The organism is Nocardioides xinjiangensis, assembly GCF_017916455.1.
GTDB lineage: Bacteria > Actinomycetota > Actinomycetes > Propionibacteriales > Nocardioidaceae > Nocardioides > Nocardioides xinjiangensis.
This window is the reverse complement of the sequence record NZ_JAFMSY010000001.1, coordinates 600,988-617,938: the sequence shown is the minus strand read 5'-3', so window position 1 is coordinate 617,938 and position 16,951 is coordinate 600,988. Positions and strand designations below refer to the sequence as shown.

Here is a 16,951-nt window from a genome sequence, read left to right as displayed (position 1 = left end):
CCGCCCCATCCTTCCCCCGGTTCCGTGTCCCCGATCTTGTCGAGGTGTTCTGCGCATGTCCGTCGCGTCGGTGTTCCCGCGCCTGGAGGCGAAGCTGCCGACGGTGCAGAAGCCCATCCAGTACGTCGGCGGCGAGCTGAACTCGGTCGTCAAGGACTGGGACTGCGCCGAGGTGTCGGGGACCGGCGGCCCCACGGTCCGCTGGGCGCTGATGTACCCCGACGCCTACGAGGTCGGCCTGCCCAACCAGGGAGTCCAGATCCTCTACGAGGTCCTCAACGAGCGCGACTGGATCCTCGCCGAGCGCACCTACTCGGTGTGGCCCGACATGGAGCGGGTGATGCGCGAGGGTGACGAGCACGGCCCGATCCCGCAGTTCACCGTCGACAGCCACCGCCCGGTCCGCGCGTTCGACGTCCTGGGCCTGAGCTTCTCGACCGAGCTCGGCTACACCAACATGCTCAACGCCCTGGACCTCGCCGGGATCCCGCTGCACGCGGCGGAGCGCGGGGAGGACGATCCCGTCGTCATCGCCGGCGGCCACGCGGCCTTCAACCCCGAGCCGATCGCCGACTTCGTCGACGCCGCGGTGCTCGGCGACGGCGAGGAGGTCGTGCTGGCGATCTCCGAGGTCGTGCGCGAGTGGAAGGCCGAGGACCGCCCCGGCGGCCGCGAGGAGCTGCTGCGCCGGCTCGCGGTGACGGGCAACATCTACGTCCCGCGCTTCTACGACGTGGCGTACGCCGCCGACGGGTCGATCGAGGCCGTCGTGCCGAACCGCCCCGGGATCCCCTTCCGCGTGCGCAAGCACACGCTGATGGACCTCGACCAGTGGCCGTACCCGGCGAACCCCCTGGTGCCGCTCGCGGAGACGGTGCACGAGCGCTTCTCCGTGGAGATCTTCCGCGGCTGCACCCGCGGCTGCCGCTTCTGCCAGGCCGGGATGATCACCCGCCCGGTGCGCGAGCGGTCGATCAAGACCATCGGCGACATGGTGGAGAACGGCATCCGCAAGTCCGGTTTCGAAGAGGTCGGGCTGCTGTCGCTGTCCAGCGCCGACCACACCGAGATCGGCGACGTCGCCAAGGGCCTCGCCGACCGCTACGAGGGCTCCAACGTCTCGCTGTCGCTGCCCAGCACCCGCGTCGACGCCTTCAACATCACCCTCGCCAACGAGTTCTCGCGCAACGGCCGCCGCTCCGGCCTGACCTTTGCCCCCGAGGGCGGCTCGGAGCGCATGCGCAAGGTGATCAACAAGATGGTCACCGAGGAGGACCTCATCCGCACCGTCGCGGCGGCGTACTCCCACGGCTGGCGTCAGGTGAAGCTGTACTTCATGTGCGGCCTCCCGCGGGAGACCGACGACGACGTGCTCGCCATCGCCGACCTCGCCAAGCGCGTCATCGCCAAGGGTCGCGAGGTCTCCGGGCGCAACGACATCCGCTGCACCGTCTCGATCGGCGGGTTCGTGCCCAAGCCGCACACCCCGTTCCAGTGGGCACCGCAGCTCGACCACGAGGCCACCGATGAGCGGCTGCGGCTGCTGCGCGAGGTGGTGCGCCAAGACAAGAAGTACGCCCGGGCGATCGGCTTCCGCTACCACGACGGCAAGCCCGGCATCGTCGAGGGCCTGCTCTCGCGCGGCGACCGCCGGGTCGGGCGGGTCATCGAGCAGGTGTGGCGCGACGGCGGCCGGTTCGACGGCTGGAGCGAGCACTTCTCCTACGACCGCTGGATGGCGTCGGCCGAGCGGGCGCTCGCCGGCACCGGGGTCGACGTCGACTGGTACACCACCCGCGAGCGCGACTACGACGAGGTGCTGCCGTGGGAGCACCTCGACTCGGGTCTCGACAAGGACTGGTTGTGGGGCGACTGGGAGGACGCCCTCGCGGCCGCCGACGGCGCCGACATCGAGGTCGAGGACTGCCGCTGGACGCCCTGCTACGACTGTGGTGTGTGCCCGGAGATGGGCACCGAGATTCAGGTGGGCCCGACCGGGCAGAAGCTGCTGCCGCTCAGCGTCGTCTGAGGGCAGCGGACACCGCGCGCCGGTGTCGGCCGCATGGCACAATCCCGGCTCGTGTCCCACGTGCTGGACCTTGCGTCCCGGAAGCTCTGGCACCTCACCGGGCGCGAGGTCGACCTCGACGGTCCCGAGCGCTGGCTCGACGCACCCGTGAGCCGGTCACCACGGGTCGACGACGAGTGGCTCGCGGCCGAGGCCGCCCGGCACGGCGGCTTGCCGGGGGGAGCGGACCCCGACGCCGGCCTGCTGCCCTCGATGGCGGTCCTGGACGGTCCGGGGTTCGACGCTCGGCGCCTTCGCGCGGAGGTGCGTGACTTCTACGAGCACACGGCGGCCTGGCGGATGGAGGTGTGGACCGGCTGGTCGCCGCTCTTCTGGCCTGCCGGCGAGCTGGTCTCGCGACTGTGGTTCCGGCGCGTCGAGCAGCTCGCCCTGCCGATGCGCCCCCTCGACGTCGCCCGCGGCATGGACAGCCGGGTCACGCCGATCCGCGACGGGCAGGGTCGCCAGGTCGCGGCGGCGTGGACGCGCACGCTGCGCGCGAGCGGGAGGCCGGTGTTCAGCGGTGCCTACTCCGCGCGCGCCCTGCCGGGCGCGGACCGGCCCAGCGTGCACGTCGCGTTCCCGCTCGAGTCGGGCAACGTCCAGGTGTTCCTTCGCCCGTCCGTCACCAGCGACGGCGGGCTCGTCCTGCAGTCGCCGGCCGGCCGGTTCGGCCGGGACGGCGCCTACGTCGTCGTCCAGGACCGGCGCTCCCACGCCGCCCGCCTGCCGCTGCACGAGACCTTCCACCTCTACGTGGAACCCGACGGGGTGCTGCGGACCGACCACGAGCTGCGGGTCTGGGGCGCGTCCGCCGTCAGGCTGCACTACAGGCTCGAGCGCGTGCGGTGACCCTTCACAGCTTCCACCTCGCCGTGGTCCCGCGAGGCGTCGGCGCCCGGGCGCTCGCCCGGCCCCCCGCCGCGTCCACCCCCGGGCTCGACCACGCCGAGTGCCTCTCGCTCATGCGCCTCGGCGCTCCGATCGTGTCGCCGGACCGGCTGCAGCTCGGACGGCTGGCGGTCTTCGCGCAGTGGCGCGACGAGGCGTCGCTGGAGCGGTTCCTCGCCTGGGACCGCCTCGGTCGCGAGCTCGCCCGCGGCTGGCACGTCCGCCTCGACTTCCTGCGCCGCTGGTCGACCATCGCCGCCCTGCCCGGCCTGCCGGTGCGCGCCGGCGCGTGGCACCAGGACGAGCCCGTCGTGGCGGTGACCCTGGCCCGGATGCGCGTGCCCGAGCTGCCGCGGTTCCTCCGTAGCGGCAGGCCGGTCGAGCGACTGGTCCGCGACCACCCGGGCACCACCTTGGCGGTCGCCGCGCTGCGACCGCCTCGCACGATCTCGACGTTCTCGGTGTGGCGCACCGTGCGCGAGATGGAGGAGATGGTGCACGGGCGCTCCGACGTGCCCGACCCGTCGCGCCACGCGGCGGCGATGGCCGAGCGCGAACGTGCGACTTCCACCACGAGTTCGCGACGTTGCGCTTCCGGCCGCTGTCCGAGCACGGCGCGTGGGAAGGTCGCAGCGGCATCGTCCCGTCGGCCTGAGGCGGAGCGGCCCGCGGCCCGACACCGGGAAGGGCGCTGCGCAACGTATAGCCTGAGCCCCGCACATCGCCGGCCGTCAGACAGGGGAGCGCTCACATGAGCGAGGGAACGCGCTCGGAGGATTACTCCGGCACCTACTACAACGACGCACACCTGGGCGGCTACGACAACTACACGTGGGACAACGAGGAGTGGCGCGCGTTCTTCCACTCGCTCGCCGACCGTGTCGTGGCGATCGCCAATCCGCGCTCCGTCCTCGACGTGGGGTGCGCCCGAGGGCTGTTCGTGCAGGCATTGGCGGCCAGGGGCGTGGAGGCGTCCGGAATCGACATCTCCGAGCACGCCATCGCCAGCGCGCACGCCGACGTGCGCGACCGGCTGCGTGTCGCATCGGCCACCGCTCCACTCGGCGGTCGCTACGACCTGGTGACCTTCATCGAGGTGATCGAGCACATGAGCCCGGCGGACGCCCAGCTCGCCCTCGACAACATCACCGCCGCCACCGACCTCGTGCTGTTCTCCTCCAGTCCGGGCGACCACGACGAGCCCACCCACATCAACACGCGTCCCACGGCTCAGTGGGCGGCCTGGTTCGCCGAGCGCGGGTTCTTCCGCCGCACCGACGTGGACCTGTCGTTCCTCTCGCCGTGGGCGGTCCTGTTCGAGCGCGGAGAGCTCACCCTGCGGACGCTGACCCAGCGCTACGAGCAGCAGTTCGCGGTGGTCAACACCGAGCTGATGGAGAAGAGGCAGGCCCTGCTCGAGTCGCACCGCCGCATCAGCTCGCTCAACGACCAGCTCGAGTCCGGCGTGTCCGGCAAGGTGGCCGAGCAGGCGGCTCTGGTCCGGCAGTGGGAGGCGGAGGTGCTCGAGGCCCGCCACCAGCTGCTGACCACGCGCGACCACGTGGTCGGCACCGAGGCAGAGGTGGCCCGACTCACCCGGGACAACGAGCGCCTCCGCGGCGACCTCGCGCGGGCGAAGAAGCAGCTCGGCAACGTCCGCGGGCGGTTGAAGCAGATGCGGACCAGGATGGGGCGCCTGGAGCGAAGGAATCGCAAGCTCGCCGACGAGGCCGCGGCGCTCCGCAGGCGCCCGTCGTTCGCGCGGCGCGCAGCACGCAAGGCCCTGGGCCGGTGAGCGCACCCCTCTTCTCCATCGTGACCCCGGTCTACGAGCCGCCGGTCGACGTGCTCGCGGACACGATCGCCTCGGTGCTCGCGCAGGACTTCGAGGACTGGGAGTGGATCCTGGTCGACGACTGCTCGCCCAGCGAGGCGGTCCGCGACCTCATCCGCGAGCACGCCGGCCGCGACCCGCGAATCCGGCTGGTCGAGCGCGAGACCAACGGCCACATCGTCGCCGCGTCCAACGACGGGATCGAGGCGGCGCGGGGCGAGTTCATCGTGCTCCTCGATCACGACGACCTGCTCACGCCGGACGCGTTGTCGGCCAACGCGAAGCGGATCGCCCGCAACGACGACGTCGACTACCTCTACTCCGACGAGGACAAGGTCGACGACGAGGGGAACCTGTACGACGAGTTCCGCAAGCCCGACTGGTCGCCGGAGCGCCTGCGGGGCCAGATGTACACCTCGCACCTCTCCGTCATGCGCACGGAGGTCGTGCGCCGGGTCGGCGGGTTCCGCGAGGGCTACGACGGATCCCAGGACCACGACCTCGCCCTGCGGGTCGGCGAGGTCGCCCGCCGCGTCGTGCACATCCCCGAGGTGCTCTACCACTGGCGAGCGGTGGTGGGGTCCGCCTCGGCCGACATCAACGCCAAGCCCTACGCCACGATCGCGGGCGCCAAGGCTGTCCAGGATCACATGGACCGTCTCGGCCTCCCTGCCGAGGTCGGGCAGGGGCCCGTCCCCGGGCACTACCGCATCACCCGCCGGCTCGACCCCGCCACCCGCGTCTCGGTCGTCATCCCGACCATCGGCCAGTCCGCGCTCATCTGGGGCTCGCGCCGGCTCATGGTGGTGGAGGCGGTGCGCTCCCTGCTCGCGCACACCGAACACGAGAACCTCGAGATCGTCGTGGTCTACGACAAGCCCACGCCTAGGAAGGTGCTGCGGCAGCTCGAGGAGGCGGCCGGCGACAAGCTCGTCCTCGTGCGCTTCACGCGGCCGTTCAACTACAGCGAGAAGATGAACGTGGGGTGCCTGCGGGCCTCGGGCGACCGCCTGGTGTTCCTCAACGACGACGTCGAGGTGATCTCCGAGGGGTGGCTCGAGCAACTGGTCGCGCCGCTCGACGAGCCCGACGTGGGACTGACCGGCGCCCGCCTCTACTTCGGCGACGACACCGTCCAGCACGCCGGGCACGCCTACGCCCGCGGTCACTACCTCCACCCGTTCCGGGATCTGCCGCGCGAGTCCTACGGGCCCTTCGGCGCTCTCATCATCAACCGCGAGGCCAGCGGCGTGACCGCCGCGTGCGCCGCCATGCGGCGCGACACCTTCGTCCAGATCGGCGGCTTCTGCGAGGCGCTCCCGGCCAACTTCAACGACGTCGACCTGTGCTACAAGGTGCGTCGCCACGGCCAGCGCATTGTCTACGTCGCCGCCGTCGAGCTCTACCACTTCGAGTCGCGCACGCGCGAACGTGCGGTGCACGACTGGGAGCGCGACCTGGTCCGCGGCCGCTGGGGGATGCCGTTCGTCGATCCCTACGTGCCCGGTCGCGGCCGGCGTTCGCCGGCGGGGCGCAAGGGCGGTGCTCGGGCGACGGCGAGGGCGCGCGCCTAGACCGACGCTCGCTGGGGCGGTCGTGTCGGCGCCGCGAGCTCAGTAACGGTCGCCGTCCTAACGGTCGCCGTCCGCACCCTGATGCGTCCCGGCGGCCCGCTCGGGAACCTCTGCGGGCTCGCGGGTCACCTCGTAGCGCTCCTGCGCCTCGAGAACGGCGATTCGGCGCGCGAGCTTGTGGACCTGGTTCCTCGCCTCCTGGCCCCGCAGGTAGTCGTTGACGACGTAGAAGCAGAACATCACGGCGAGCAGGTAGAGCACGAGGTCGGTACCGCGGCCGACGCCGACGGTGTTCGCGACCTCCGTCACCAGTCGCGGCGAGAAGACGGCGACCAGGACGACCAGCATGAAGGTCATGAACGCGATCTTCTTGGTGGCGGACACGCCGTGGGCGGTCCGGCTGCGCAGGGCGTACAAGAAGACCGCAGCGAACGCCGCGACGAGGAGGAGCTGAACGATGATCACTGTCGACCGACCTTCCGAAGGAGCGTGTCCACCGCGATGTTGAGCGCGTTGACGCTTGCCTGGCCCTTGGAGCGGGAGTACTCGGTGTAGTGGATGGTGACCGGGACCTCGCGATAGCGGTAGCCGTTGCGCGCGATGAGCTCGACGATCTCGCTGGCGTGGGTCATGTCCGGTGCGGTGATCTCGATGGTGTCGGCGACGTGGCGGTTGAATGCCCGCAGCCCGTTGTGGGCGTCGGTGAGCCGCACGCCGGAGGTCAGGTTGCTGAAGGCGACGGCCGCGCGGAGCAGTGCCTTCTTCGCCCGGCTCGCGCCGACGGATGCGCCGAGGAAGCGGGAGCCGAGGACGATGTCGACGTCGTCGTCGTCGAGCAGGGCGACCATGCGCATGGCGTCCTCGACGAGGTGCTGTCCGTCCGCATCGAAGGTGACGAACCGGTTCACGCCGGGAAGGGAGCGCGCGAACTCGATACCGGTCTGCAGCGCGGCTCCCTGACCCATGTTGATGGGGTGGTCCACGAGGAACGCGCCCGCCTTCACGATCTCGGCCGCGGAGCCGTCGCGGCTGCCGTCGTTCACGCACACCGCGTAGGGCGTCACCTTGAGGATGTCGGCGATGACGTCGCCGATGACCGAGGCCTCGTTGTAGACCGGGACCACGAACGCCACGTCTCTCACGGGGCGTCATGCTACGGCTCGACCTTCGGAACACGAAGTCGCAGGTGGAGCGGCTGCCGGCGCCCCACCTGTAGGGTCCCGCGCATGAATGGCTCCTCGGGGGAACCGCCCGACCCGGATGCGCAGGACACACGCTCGCGAGAGTACGCGGACCGGCTCCGCACGCTGAGCGCGGCGCGATGGAAGCAGGTCCTCGACGTCCAGCGTCCCTACCGCTGGAACCTGCAACGGCAGGGCCTCGGCCGGACCCTCGACGTCGGCTGCGGCATCGGCCGCAACCTGCTCAACCTCGGCGGTGGCTCCGTCGGGGTGGACCACAACGCGGAGTCGATCGCGGAGTGCCGTGCCCGCGGTCTCGAGGCGTACACGACCGAGGAGTGGCAGGCCGGGCCACCGGTCGCGGTGCCCGGGTCGTTCGACGGCCTGCTCGTCGCGCACGTGCTCGAGCACATCGACCCCGCCCACTGGGAGGGCATCGTCTCGTCCTACCTCCCGTACGTGAAGCCAGGCGGGACGGTCATGATGATCTGCCCGCAGGAGAAGGGCTACACGACCGACGCCACCCACGTGCACTTCACCGACGGCCCCCAGATGGCCGACCTTGCCAAGCGCCTCGGCCTCGCGGTCGAGAAGAGCTACAGCTTTCCCTTCCCGAGACTCGCCGGACGCTTCTTCCCCTACAACGAGTTCTGCGTCGTCGCGCGCAAGCCGGGATGACAACAGCCGGCGGAGACGCTCAACCGTTCCGATGCCGCAGCCGCCGTCGCAGGATACCTGGAAACAGCGACAGCTCGTGGAGGCGTGAGACGACTCGCCGCCTCGCCACGCCGGCGGCGCGGTGCCATCCGCACGCACTGAGCCGCTCCACCATCTCGCGATAGAAGAGCTTTTCGTCGTCGAAGCGCCTGCCCTGGAGGGAGCTGACCGAGGAGGCGCTGTCGTCGTGCCGGCGGTAGCAGAAGGTGACGGCGTCAAGCACGACCAGCTCGGCCCCGTCCAGCACCATGTCCATGATGAAGGCGAGGTCCAAGATGATGGGCAGGTCCGTGCGGAAGGAATGACGATCCACCGCTGCGCCGGCGATGGCGAGCGACGGCCAGTAGAGCCAGTTGCCGCGCATGAGGCTCGTGGCGAGGTCCTCGCCTGAGAGGACCACCGGGCGCGGCCCTGAGGGCGCCAGCCACGCCTTCACCCGTTCGCCCAGCCCGAAGCTGGGTTCGCCGGTGCTGTCGATGACCCGGACCCCAGGCTGGAAGATGGTGGCGTGCGGGTGCCTGGCGCGTGTCGAGCGCAGCTCGGCGACGTAGGTGGGCAGTAGGAGGTCGTCGCCGCCGAGGAACGTCACGAGCTCGCCGTCGGCCACCGTTCGGCAGCGCTCGAAGTTCCGCGTGAGCCCGATGTTCTCGCTGTTGCGCAGGTAGTCGATCCGGGAGTCGGGGTGGTCGGCGTACGTCTCCTGCGCCCGTAGGTCGGGGTAGTGGTCGTCGACGATGGTCAGGCGCCAGTCCGGGTCGGACTGGCCGAGGACGCTGTCGACGGCCCGGTCCAGCAGGTCGGGATCGCCCCAGTAGGGAAGGACGACGTGCAGGAAGGGCACGGTTCGCCCGGGTTCCATCAGGCCTCGCCCATCATCAGCGCCGCGCCCCAGGTCACGGTCCCGAGCGCCAGGAGGGCGTAGCGGCCCCACCGCTGCCGCGTGTCGACGAGCACCGCGGCCGAGAGCAGCGCCCACGGGAGCAGCGACGCGCCGTAGCGGTTGGGGATCGGGATGTAGACGTCCTCCATGACGCCGATGGCGATCGCCAGCGCGGGCGCGGCGAGGACGGCGACGACGACGGTCGCCAGGCCGATGATGCGATGTCCCACGCGCACGCCCTTCGACATCGCCAGTCCGGCCGCTCCGCCGATCGCCAGCAGCGTGCCGACGGCGTACACCGGGAGGCTGGCGGGTCCCGTGGCGTACGGCGCCAGCGCACCCTGGGCCATGAGGGGCAGGAAGTTGCCGAGCTCGAGGACCAGGTGCTTGCTCTCGAGGGGGACGACGAGGCCGAGCGCGGGCTGCGGACCGACGGCCAGTGAGGCTCGGATCCAGAGCCAGATGCCCTGCGCGACGATCGACGCGACTCCGATCGCGATCGCCGTGAGCAGTCGCCGGTCACGCAGGAACGCGCGCACGCGCGTCCGCGCACCGGTGTTCTCGCGGCCCACGTCGACCAGCGTCGCGAGCACCAGCACGGTCGCCGCGACGACAAACCCGATGAGGTTCTGGAGCTTGAAGAGCGTGAAGACAGCGGCGGCGATCGGCAGGAGCACGAGGGACCCGCGCACCCGCTGCAGGGCTCGCACCGTCAGCCAGGCGGCGACCGCACCAGACGCGAGCGCGGTTGCGTCGGTCGAGATGTAGGTGTTGCCCCAGTAGGCGGGCAGCGAGCCGACGAGGACGAGGCCCAAGCCGAGTGCCACGGGGACGGGCGTACGCATCCGACGCATGGCGAGGTAGAGGAAGATGGCTCCGATGCCCAGCCACACGCCGCCGGCGGCGCGGCCGGCGTCGACGAAGTCCACCCCCGCCCAGATCATCGGCTGCGCCAGGATCCGGATGCTCCAGAAGTAGAGCGGGGTGTAGAGGTCGGCTGTGGTGCCGCCGGCGATGGGGTAGCCGATGCTGTTGGGCTTCTTGCACGCGTCGGGGTTGACGCCCATCTCGGGGATGGCGCGGACTCCATGGCAGACCATGTACTGCCGGGCGTACAGAGGCATCTCCGTGCCCTGCCGCACGACGCCCTCGTCGAGCACGGACGCGTAGTAGCCGACGTACTGGTACTCGTCGATCGGCGACATCATCTCGTGCTCGGTGACCTGGTCGGTCGTGAAGACGAGGGATGCCAGCATCAGGACCAGCACCGCCCACCAGTCGTCCCGTCCCCGCCATCGGCGTTCGCGGGTGGGCGCTTCCTCCGTCTCTGCCATGGGCAGGACCCTAACGGCGCGACGGCCCGCCCCTGGAGGTCAGGCCTGGGTGAGGCGACCTGGCGGTCAGGAGGTTGCGCCGGAAGGCTCCGTCCTCCCGCGAGCCCAACTTCTGCGCGTCATGACGGCGAGCACGAGGAGGAGCAGGGCGTTAACCACGATCAGCAGGACGACCATCTGACGCACCGTCTCCATCTGCAACCCCATCAGCAGCATGACCAGCAGCGCCGCCCAGGTGACGAGGGTGGGACCCGTGGCTGCCCTGGCCAGGACCGAGTAGATGAAGAGCTGGACGACCCCCTGGGCGGTGCCCAGCAGCGCGAAGAGCCAGAGCAGGTCCCCGACCTCCGCGAAGTCCGCGCCGCCGACGAACACCAGCGCGAGGCTCGGGAGCAGGGCCGTGACCGCCGCGGCCGACAGGCCCAGCGCGAGGATGATGCCCACGCTCGCGGACAGGGCACGCCGTCTGTTCGCCGTCGTCGACAACGCCGGATACACGCGCACGAGCACCATCTGCGGTAGGAAGAGCACCGCCTTGCTGAGCACGAGCCCGGCGGCGTACAACCCGGACGCCTCACCGGAGAGAGCGTGCCGGGCCACCACCACGTCCAGGTTGCTCAAAGCCATGAAGGCGAGCAGCGCCTGAGCGCCCCTCAGGCTCTCTCCCAGGAGACGCCCTCGCGGGACCGTGGACCGCGTGCGCCATTCCTCGGTGCGAGCCCGCAGGAGCCACCAGCCCAGGGCGACCGGGGCGCACATGCCTGCGACGATCCCCGTTACGCCCCACGCTACGGTCGGGTGCCAGACCAGGAGAGCGGTGCCTACTGCGAGACGAGTGGCTCCGGACGCCGCATACACCCAGGCCAGATCGGCCCACCGGCGCTCGCCCTGCAGTACTCCCGCCTGGCCACCCATGATCGTCAGCGGGACCGCGCCCGCCGCGATCAGGAGTGCAGCGGCCGGACTGTCGAGGCGCAGGATGCTGTCGATCAGCGGGCTGACCACTGCCAGCGCCAGTCCTAGGACAGCCGAAGCAGCGTAGGTGAGGCGCAACGCCGTGTGCGCGATCGAAGCCGCGGCCCCGGGGTCGGCGGCCACCCGGCGCGCCACAGTCGTCTGCAGGCCCAGGGACACCACACTGAGGACGATGAGCACGTTCATCGCCGCGGTGAACGCCCCGAACGAGTCGACACCCAGGTAGCGAGCGGCCAGCACGGTGTGGGCGTACGTCGCCAGGTTGAGAGCCATGGACGCCATCGCCAGGCTGATCTCGGTGCGCATTCGCGCGGCGGTGGATCCGGGACGGGTCCTCATCCGGTGGCGGGAGAACGGCGTGGACCCATGCGAGCACCCTACCGAGCCTCGGCGCGTCGGTGCCCACTGCGTAGCCGGATCGCGGTGCGCTGCACGACGAGGTGGCGCCGGGACGAGGGGTGCACGCGCTAGGCTCGTCAGCCGTGCCCCAGCAGCAGCCAGAGCAGCAGGCTCCACCCGTCCAGCGGCTGCGGGTGCGCTACGCCAAGCGCGGACGGCTCCGGTTCACCAGCCACCGGGACTTCAGCCGGGCCTTCGAGCGGGCGGTGTTCCGCGCCCGGATCCCGATGGCCTACTCCTCGGGGTTCAACCCCCATCCCCGCATCTCCTACGCGGGCGCGGCCCCGACCGGATCGGCGAGCGAGGCGGAGTACCTCGAGCTCGCCCTCGCCGAGGTCGTCGACCCCGCCGAGGTGCACGCCGTGCTCGACGAGGCGCTGCCGCCGGGCCTCGACGTCCTCGAGGTGGTCGCGTCGCCCGGCGGGTCACTGTCCGACCTGCTCGAGGGCAGCCGCTGGCGCATCGAGCTCGGGGTGGACCACGACACGCTCGCCGACAGCGTGACCCGCTTCCTGGCCGCCGACGAGGTGCTCGTCGAGCGCATGACGAAGAAGGGCATGCGCGAGTTCGACGCGCGTCGCGCCGTGGTCTCGCTGGTCGTCGCACCGGCCGACGGAGCGGAGCAGGGCCGCGCGTCGCTCGACGTCGTGCTGCGCCACGGCACGCCTGCCGTACGTCCCGACGACGTCCTGCGGGGCCTCGAGGCCGTCGTGGGCCTGGCACCGGGGCCGGCCCCGCTGATGACCCGGCTGGCCCAGGGACCGCTGCTCGACTCGGGCGAGGTCGGCGACCCACTGGCGCATCGCGCATAGCACTCGTTGTCCGGGGGTGTGCGATACTCGCCACGTTCGACGCCCCGACACCGTCGGGATCCGTCGAGCCGACGACGTTCTCGCCGGCCACACCCGTGGTCGGCACCCCGGGTGGGTGGACGTCACCGGACCGCGACGCGGCCACAGGAGTCGGTGACAGCGACTCCGGCGTGGCCCGGCGACCGCGGCGGGTGGCGCACCGGTCGCCCGGAGACGCACACGCGGAGGGGGTCGCCGCCACTGAAGCTTTGCGTCCCCGGGCTCGTCACACGAGAGCGGCGGACGCCGTATCGGCACCGCCACGGTGCCTGAGGAGCACCACATGCTCGATGACGACCAGCCCGACCGCACCGAAGCAGGCACCGCGGCCCCGGGCGATGCCCCCGCTGCCGCCGACGCCCCGGCTGCACCCGTGGTGACGCGACGCACGCGCAAGTCGCCCGCCAAGAAGGCCGCTGCGGCCGCCCCCGCCTCCCCGGCGGCGCCGGACCCCGACGCTGCGGCCGCCGCCTCGTCCGAGGCGCCGGCCGACCCGCCGGCGAAGAAGACCGCGGCCCGCAAGGCTCCGGCCCGCAAGACGACGACGCGCAAGACCACCGCCAAGCGTGCCGGCGCCCCGGCCGTCGACGCCCCGGCCGTCGACGCCCCGACCGCCGACGCCCCGACCGTGGTGGCCCCCGAGCTGGAGGCGGCCGTGGAGGCGGCCGAGGCCGCCGAGGTCTCCGCGCCGCCCAAGCGGGCCGCCCGGAAGTCGGCCGCCGCCAAGACGCCCGCCAAGAAGGCCGCCCCGAGGAGGTCGACGGCCAAGAAGACCGCCGCGTCCCCCGCGGCGGCGGACGCGCCCGCTGACGTCCCCACCGAGACCACCCCCGAGACCGCCCCCGAGACCGCCGCCGACACGCCCACCGAGGCGGCGGCCGCGTCTGCCGACGCCACCGCTGGCGACGCCGCCACCGGGCATGCCGTCGTCTTCCAGGCGCCCGTCGTGACCACCACGCGGCGCGCCCGCAAGAAGCCCGCCCCGGTGCCGGTCGAGACGCCGCCCGAGACCACGGCCGAGGCGCCGGTCGAGACCACGGGCGCGACCCCTGACGTCGACGCGCCGGCAGGGCCGGACGCAGCCGCCAGGCCCGCCCGGAAGACCGCACAGAAGAGGTCGCGCGGCTCGAGGTCAGGCACGACCGGCGGGAGGTCAGCCGGGTCGACCCACGGTCGCTCCGAGGAGCCGGCCGAGCCGGTCGCCCTCGCGAGCGCGCCTGTGGACGGCGACGAGGAGGCCCTCGACGCCGAGGCAGCCGCGGTCGAGGCGACCGACGCCGCCGCCGAGACCCAGGCCGAGACCCAGGCCGAGACCGACGTCGAGACCGACGCCGACGCCGACGCCGACGTCGAAACCACGGACGAGACCACGGACGCGGACGAGGACGCCGAGGGCGGGACCGGGCGACGACGTCGTCGTCGCGGGGGCCGCCGCCGGCGCAAGTCCTCGGACAACGGTGAGGCGGGCGACGCCGCAGCCGGCACGGTCGCGGCCGCGTCCGACGAGGGCGGCGCCGAGGCCGCGGACGCGGGCGACGCCGAGGCCGAGACGACGCAGGGCGACGCCACCGAGGGCAACGCCGAGGGCAACGGCGAGGGCAACGGCGAGGGATCCTCCCGGCGCCGCCGGCGTCGCCGCCGCGCCGGCGACGAGGGCGCGCCGGACGACGACGACGCCAACACCGTGACGCGGGTCCGCAAGACCCGCTCCGCCGAGGACCAGATCACCGCCGTCTCGGGCTCCACGCGCCTGGAGGCCAAGAAGCAGCGCCGTCGCGAGGGCCGCGAGGCGGGCCGTCGCCGTGCGCCGATCGTGAGCGAGGCCGAGTTCCTCGCCCGCCGGGAGTCGGTCGACCGGGTGATGGTGATCCGGCAGCGCCACGACCTCACCCAGATCGGCGTCCTCGAGGACAGGGTCCTCGTCGAGCACTACGTCGCCCGCGAGTCGCAGACGTCGCTCATCGGCAACGTCTACCTCGGCCGTGTGCAGAACGTCCTGCCGTCCATGGAGGCGGCGTTCATCGACATCGGCAAGGGCCGCAACGCCGTCCTCTACGCCGGTGAGGTCAACTGGCAGGCGCTCGGCCACAAGGAGGGCCAGCCCCGCAAGATCGAGTCGGTGCTCTCCAGCGGCCAGATGGTGCTCGTGCAGGTCACCAAGGACCCCGTCGGCCACAAGGGCGCGCGCCTGACCAGCCAGGTCAGCCTCGCGGGCCGCTTCCTCGTCTACGTCCCCGACGGCACCACCTCGGGCATCTCGCGCAAGCTTCCCGACACCGAGCGCAACCGTCTCAAGACCCTCCTCAAGGAGATCGTCCCCGACACGGCAGGCGTCATCGTGCGCACCGCGGCGGAGGGCGCCAGCGAGGAGGAGCTGACGCGCGACGTCGAGCGGCTCAAGGCCCGCTGGGAGGAGATCGAGAAGAAGGCCACCCACAAGGGATCCGGCCCGCAGCTGCTCTACGGCGAGCCCGACCTGACCCTCAAGGTCGTGCGTGACCTGTTCACCGAGGACTTCTCCAAGCTCGTCATCGAGGGCGACGACGCCTGGGACACCGTCCACGGCTACGTCGAGTCCGTGGCCCCGGACCTCGCCGACCGCGTGCAGAGGTTCGAGCGCGGCACCACCGGCGGGGACGTCTTCGCGACCTACCGGATCGACGAGCAGATCGCCAAGGGCCTCGACCGCAAGGTCTGGCTGCCCTCGGGCGGCTCGCTGATCATCGACCGCACCGAGGCCATGACGGTCGTCGACGTCAACACCGGCAAGTTCACCGGCTCCGGCGGCAACCTCGAGGAGACGGTCACCAAGAACAACCTCGAGGCGGCCGAGGAGATCGTGCGGCAGCTCCGTCTGCGCGACATCGGCGGCATCATCGTGGTCGACTTCATCGACATGGTGCTGGAGTCCAACCGCGACCTGGTGGTCCGCCGCCTGGTGGAGTGCCTGGGCCGCGACCGCACGCGCCACCAGGTCGCCGAGGTGACCTCGCTCGGCCTGGTCCAGATGACGCGCAAGCGCATCGGGACCGGCCTGGTCGAGGCGTTCAGCGAGAACTGCGAGCACTGCAACGGTCGCGGGGTCGTCATCAAGGACCAGCCCGTCGACCCCAACGCCAAGTCCGACGACGGCGGCGAGGGCCGCCGCGGCAACCGCCGCCGCGGGCGCCGCGGGTCGGCCGCCGGCGACGACGACAACGCCACCTCGAACGGCAACGGCAGCTCGAACGGCAACGCGAACGGCAACGGCAACGGGGGCGCGAGGCCCGCGGAGCCGCTGCAGGCGCCGTCGCCGAAGGACGTCGCGGCCATGGCGCGCCACGACAAGGGCGCCGAGGCGGCCCCGGCCGAGGTGCCGGAAGGCTCCGAGGCACCCGAGCAGCCGGCGCCCGAGCAGCAGGCACCCGAGCAGCCGGCGCCCGAGCAGCAGGCGCCGGAGCAGCAGGCGCCGGAGCAGCAGGCGCCGGAGCAGGCACCCGAGCCCGAGAAGCCGCGGGTCGTCACGCGCACCCGTCGCCGGGCGGCGAGCCGTCCAGCGGGCCCGCCGGCCGTCCCGGCGACGTCCGGTGTCGGCACGGTGCCTGTCTCGGGCGTCGTGGAGCCCGGCACCGTGGCCGTCGAGCCGGCCCACGCCCCGGTCGAGGAGTCGGCCGTGGACGCGCCTGCCGTCGAGCACGTCCCGATCAAGAAGAAGGGCACGCGCAAGCGCTGATCCCGGGGGAGGGGGCCCGGTGCCCACCTGACGCCGTTTTGCCCGGTCGCCACCCGATCCCGTAGTCTTGACCCTCGGTGTTCGCACCATCCTGCGCGCCCGCCCCGCGGCGTACTCGCCCGAAGTCCAGGCGGTGTCGTGCGCAGACCCCAGCACAAGATCGAAGTCCTGAGTTTTCGCAGTCTGACGAGGAGAGTGAGTCGCCGTGTACGCAGTCGTGCGCGCTGGCAGCAAGCAGCAGAAGGTTGCCGTGGGCGACGTCATCAACATCGACAAGACCGGGGCGGCCCAGGGTGACACCCTGACGCTCCCGGTCGTGATGGTCGTGGACGGCGAGAAGGTCACCGCGACCGGTCTCGACCAGGCCTCGGTCACCGTCGAGGTCACGGGCGCCGCCAAGGGCCCGAAGATCGTCATCCAGAAGTACAAGAACAAGACCGGCTACAAGAAGCGCCAGGGTCACCGCCAGAAGTACACCCAGGTCAAGGTCACCGACATCTCCCTCTGAGCCCCGCTCGAGGTCGACGACTCCCGA

General features: G+C 71.7%; 14 protein-coding genes. 9 read left to right on the top strand and 5 right to left on the bottom strand.

Annotation, left to right across the window (positions count from 1 at the left end):
- Positions 1 to 55 precede the first annotated feature (55 nt).
- Genes J3P38_RS02960 through J3P38_RS18260 form a run of 5 tightly spaced genes read left to right on the top strand, consistent with a single transcriptional unit; the run spans position 56 to position 6,367 of the window.
- A complete protein-coding gene (locus J3P38_RS02960) occupies positions 56 to 2,029 on the top strand; it encodes a TIGR03960 family B12-binding radical SAM protein (RefSeq protein WP_210438371.1) in 1,974 nt (657 codons plus the stop codon).
- A gap of 51 nt (positions 2,030 to 2,080) precedes the next feature.
- Positions 2,081 to 2,920, top strand: coding sequence for a hypothetical protein (locus tag J3P38_RS02955; RefSeq protein WP_210502636.1), 840 nt, complete (start codon positions 2,081 to 2,083; stop codon positions 2,918 to 2,920).
- Positions 2,917 to 3,714, top strand: coding sequence for a hypothetical protein (locus J3P38_RS02950; protein WP_246855612.1), 798 nt, complete (start codon positions 2,917 to 2,919; stop codon positions 3,712 to 3,714). Before J3P38_RS02955 ends, J3P38_RS02950 begins: the two co-directional genes overlap by 4 nt.
- Positions 3,711 to 4,754 (top strand): class I SAM-dependent methyltransferase, encoded by a 1,044-nt coding sequence (locus J3P38_RS02945; RefSeq protein ID WP_210502635.1) that lies wholly within the window; start codon positions 3,711 to 3,713, stop codon positions 4,752 to 4,754. Before J3P38_RS02950 ends, J3P38_RS02945 begins: the two co-directional genes overlap by 4 nt.
- Positions 4,751 to 6,367 carry a glycosyltransferase family 2 protein gene (locus tag J3P38_RS18260; protein WP_210438367.1) on the top strand — a complete coding sequence of 539 codons (1,617 nt, stop codon included), beginning with the start codon at positions 4,751 to 4,753 and terminating at the stop codon, positions 6,365 to 6,367. Before J3P38_RS02945 ends, J3P38_RS18260 begins: the two co-directional genes overlap by 4 nt.
- Before the next feature lie 57 nt (positions 6,368 to 6,424).
- On the opposite strand, the gene J3P38_RS02935 is transcribed toward J3P38_RS18260, so the two are convergent.
- Both J3P38_RS02935 and J3P38_RS02930 read right to left on the bottom strand, forming a co-directional pair.
- Complete coding sequence (locus J3P38_RS02935) at positions 6,425 to 6,832, bottom strand: DUF2304 domain-containing protein (RefSeq protein WP_210438366.1); 408 nt, start codon at positions 6,830 to 6,832, stop codon at positions 6,425 to 6,427.
- Positions 6,829 to 7,509 (bottom strand): glycosyltransferase family 2 protein, encoded by a 681-nt coding sequence (locus J3P38_RS02930; protein ID WP_210438365.1) that lies wholly within the window; start codon positions 7,507 to 7,509, stop codon positions 6,829 to 6,831. Before J3P38_RS02930 ends, J3P38_RS02935 begins: the two co-directional genes overlap by 4 nt.
- Positions 7,510 to 7,593: 84 nt before the next feature.
- On the opposite strand from J3P38_RS02930, the gene J3P38_RS02925 reads away from it, so the two are divergent.
- Entirely contained in the window at positions 7,594 to 8,226 is a 633-nt protein-coding gene (locus J3P38_RS02925; protein ID WP_210438364.1) for a class I SAM-dependent methyltransferase, read from the top strand.
- A 19-nt stretch (positions 8,227 to 8,245) separates the two neighbouring features.
- Here the strand turns inward: J3P38_RS02925 and J3P38_RS02920 are convergent, their stop codons facing one another.
- The 3 genes from J3P38_RS02920 to J3P38_RS02910 all read right to left on the bottom strand — a co-directional run bounded on the left by J3P38_RS02920 (position 8,246) and on the right by J3P38_RS02910 (position 11,760).
- Positions 8,246 to 9,124 (bottom strand): glycosyltransferase family 2 protein, encoded by an 879-nt coding sequence (locus J3P38_RS02920; RefSeq protein WP_210438363.1) that lies wholly within the window; start codon positions 9,122 to 9,124, stop codon positions 8,246 to 8,248.
- Positions 9,124 to 10,479, bottom strand: a complete 1,356-nt coding sequence (locus J3P38_RS02915) for a hypothetical protein (protein ID WP_210502634.1) — start codon at positions 10,477 to 10,479, stop codon at positions 9,124 to 9,126. Before J3P38_RS02915 ends, J3P38_RS02920 begins: the two co-directional genes overlap by 1 nt.
- 66 nt (positions 10,480 to 10,545) lie before the next feature.
- Positions 10,546 to 11,760, bottom strand: a complete 1,215-nt coding sequence (locus J3P38_RS02910; RefSeq protein WP_210502633.1) for a lipopolysaccharide biosynthesis protein — start codon at positions 11,758 to 11,760, stop codon at positions 10,546 to 10,548.
- A 176-nt stretch (positions 11,761 to 11,936) separates the two neighbouring features.
- Between J3P38_RS02910 and J3P38_RS02905 the strand changes: the two genes are divergently transcribed.
- From J3P38_RS02905 to rplU, 3 genes are all read left to right on the top strand, one after another.
- Entirely contained in the window at positions 11,937 to 12,665 is a 729-nt protein-coding gene (locus J3P38_RS02905) for a TIGR03936 family radical SAM-associated protein (protein WP_210502632.1), read from the top strand.
- Positions 12,666 to 12,987: 322 nt separating this feature from the next.
- Entirely contained in the window at positions 12,988 to 16,416 is a 3,429-nt protein-coding gene (locus J3P38_RS02900; RefSeq protein ID WP_210502631.1) for an Rne/Rng family ribonuclease, read from the top strand.
- Positions 16,417 to 16,621: 205 nt separating this feature from the next.
- The gene (rplU, locus tag J3P38_RS02895; RefSeq protein ID WP_210438358.1) at positions 16,622 to 16,924 is read left to right on the top strand and encodes a 50S ribosomal protein L21; all 303 of its coding nucleotides are present in this window, start codon (positions 16,622 to 16,624) and stop codon (positions 16,922 to 16,924) included.
- Positions 16,925 to 16,951: the final 27 nt, after the last annotated feature.

Bases quoted from the DNA above. Each gene is read 5' to 3' on its own strand.
- J3P38_RS02960 (WP_210438371.1), top strand. From the start codon at position 56: ATGTCCGTCGCGTCGGTGTTCCCGCGCCTGGAGGCGAAGCTGCCGACG.
- J3P38_RS02945 (WP_210502635.1), top strand. From the start codon at position 3,711: ATGAGCGAGGGAACGCGCTCGGAGGATTACTCCGGCACCTACTACAAC.
- J3P38_RS02925 (WP_210438364.1), top strand. From the start codon at position 7,594: ATGAATGGCTCCTCGGGGGAACCGCCCGACCCGGATGCGCAGGACACA.
- J3P38_RS02920 (WP_210438363.1), bottom strand. From the start codon at position 9,124: ATGGAACCCGGGCGAACCGTGCCCTTCCTGCACGTCGTCCTTCCCTAC.
- J3P38_RS02915 (WP_210502634.1), bottom strand. From the start codon at position 10,479: ATGGCAGAGACGGAGGAAGCGCCCACCCGCGAACGCCGATGGCGGGGA.
- J3P38_RS02910 (WP_210502633.1), bottom strand. From the start codon at position 11,760: ATGCGCACCGAGATCAGCCTGGCGATGGCGTCCATGGCTCTCAACCTG.
- J3P38_RS02900 (WP_210502631.1), top strand. From the start codon at position 12,988: ATGCTCGATGACGACCAGCCCGACCGCACCGAAGCAGGCACCGCGGCC.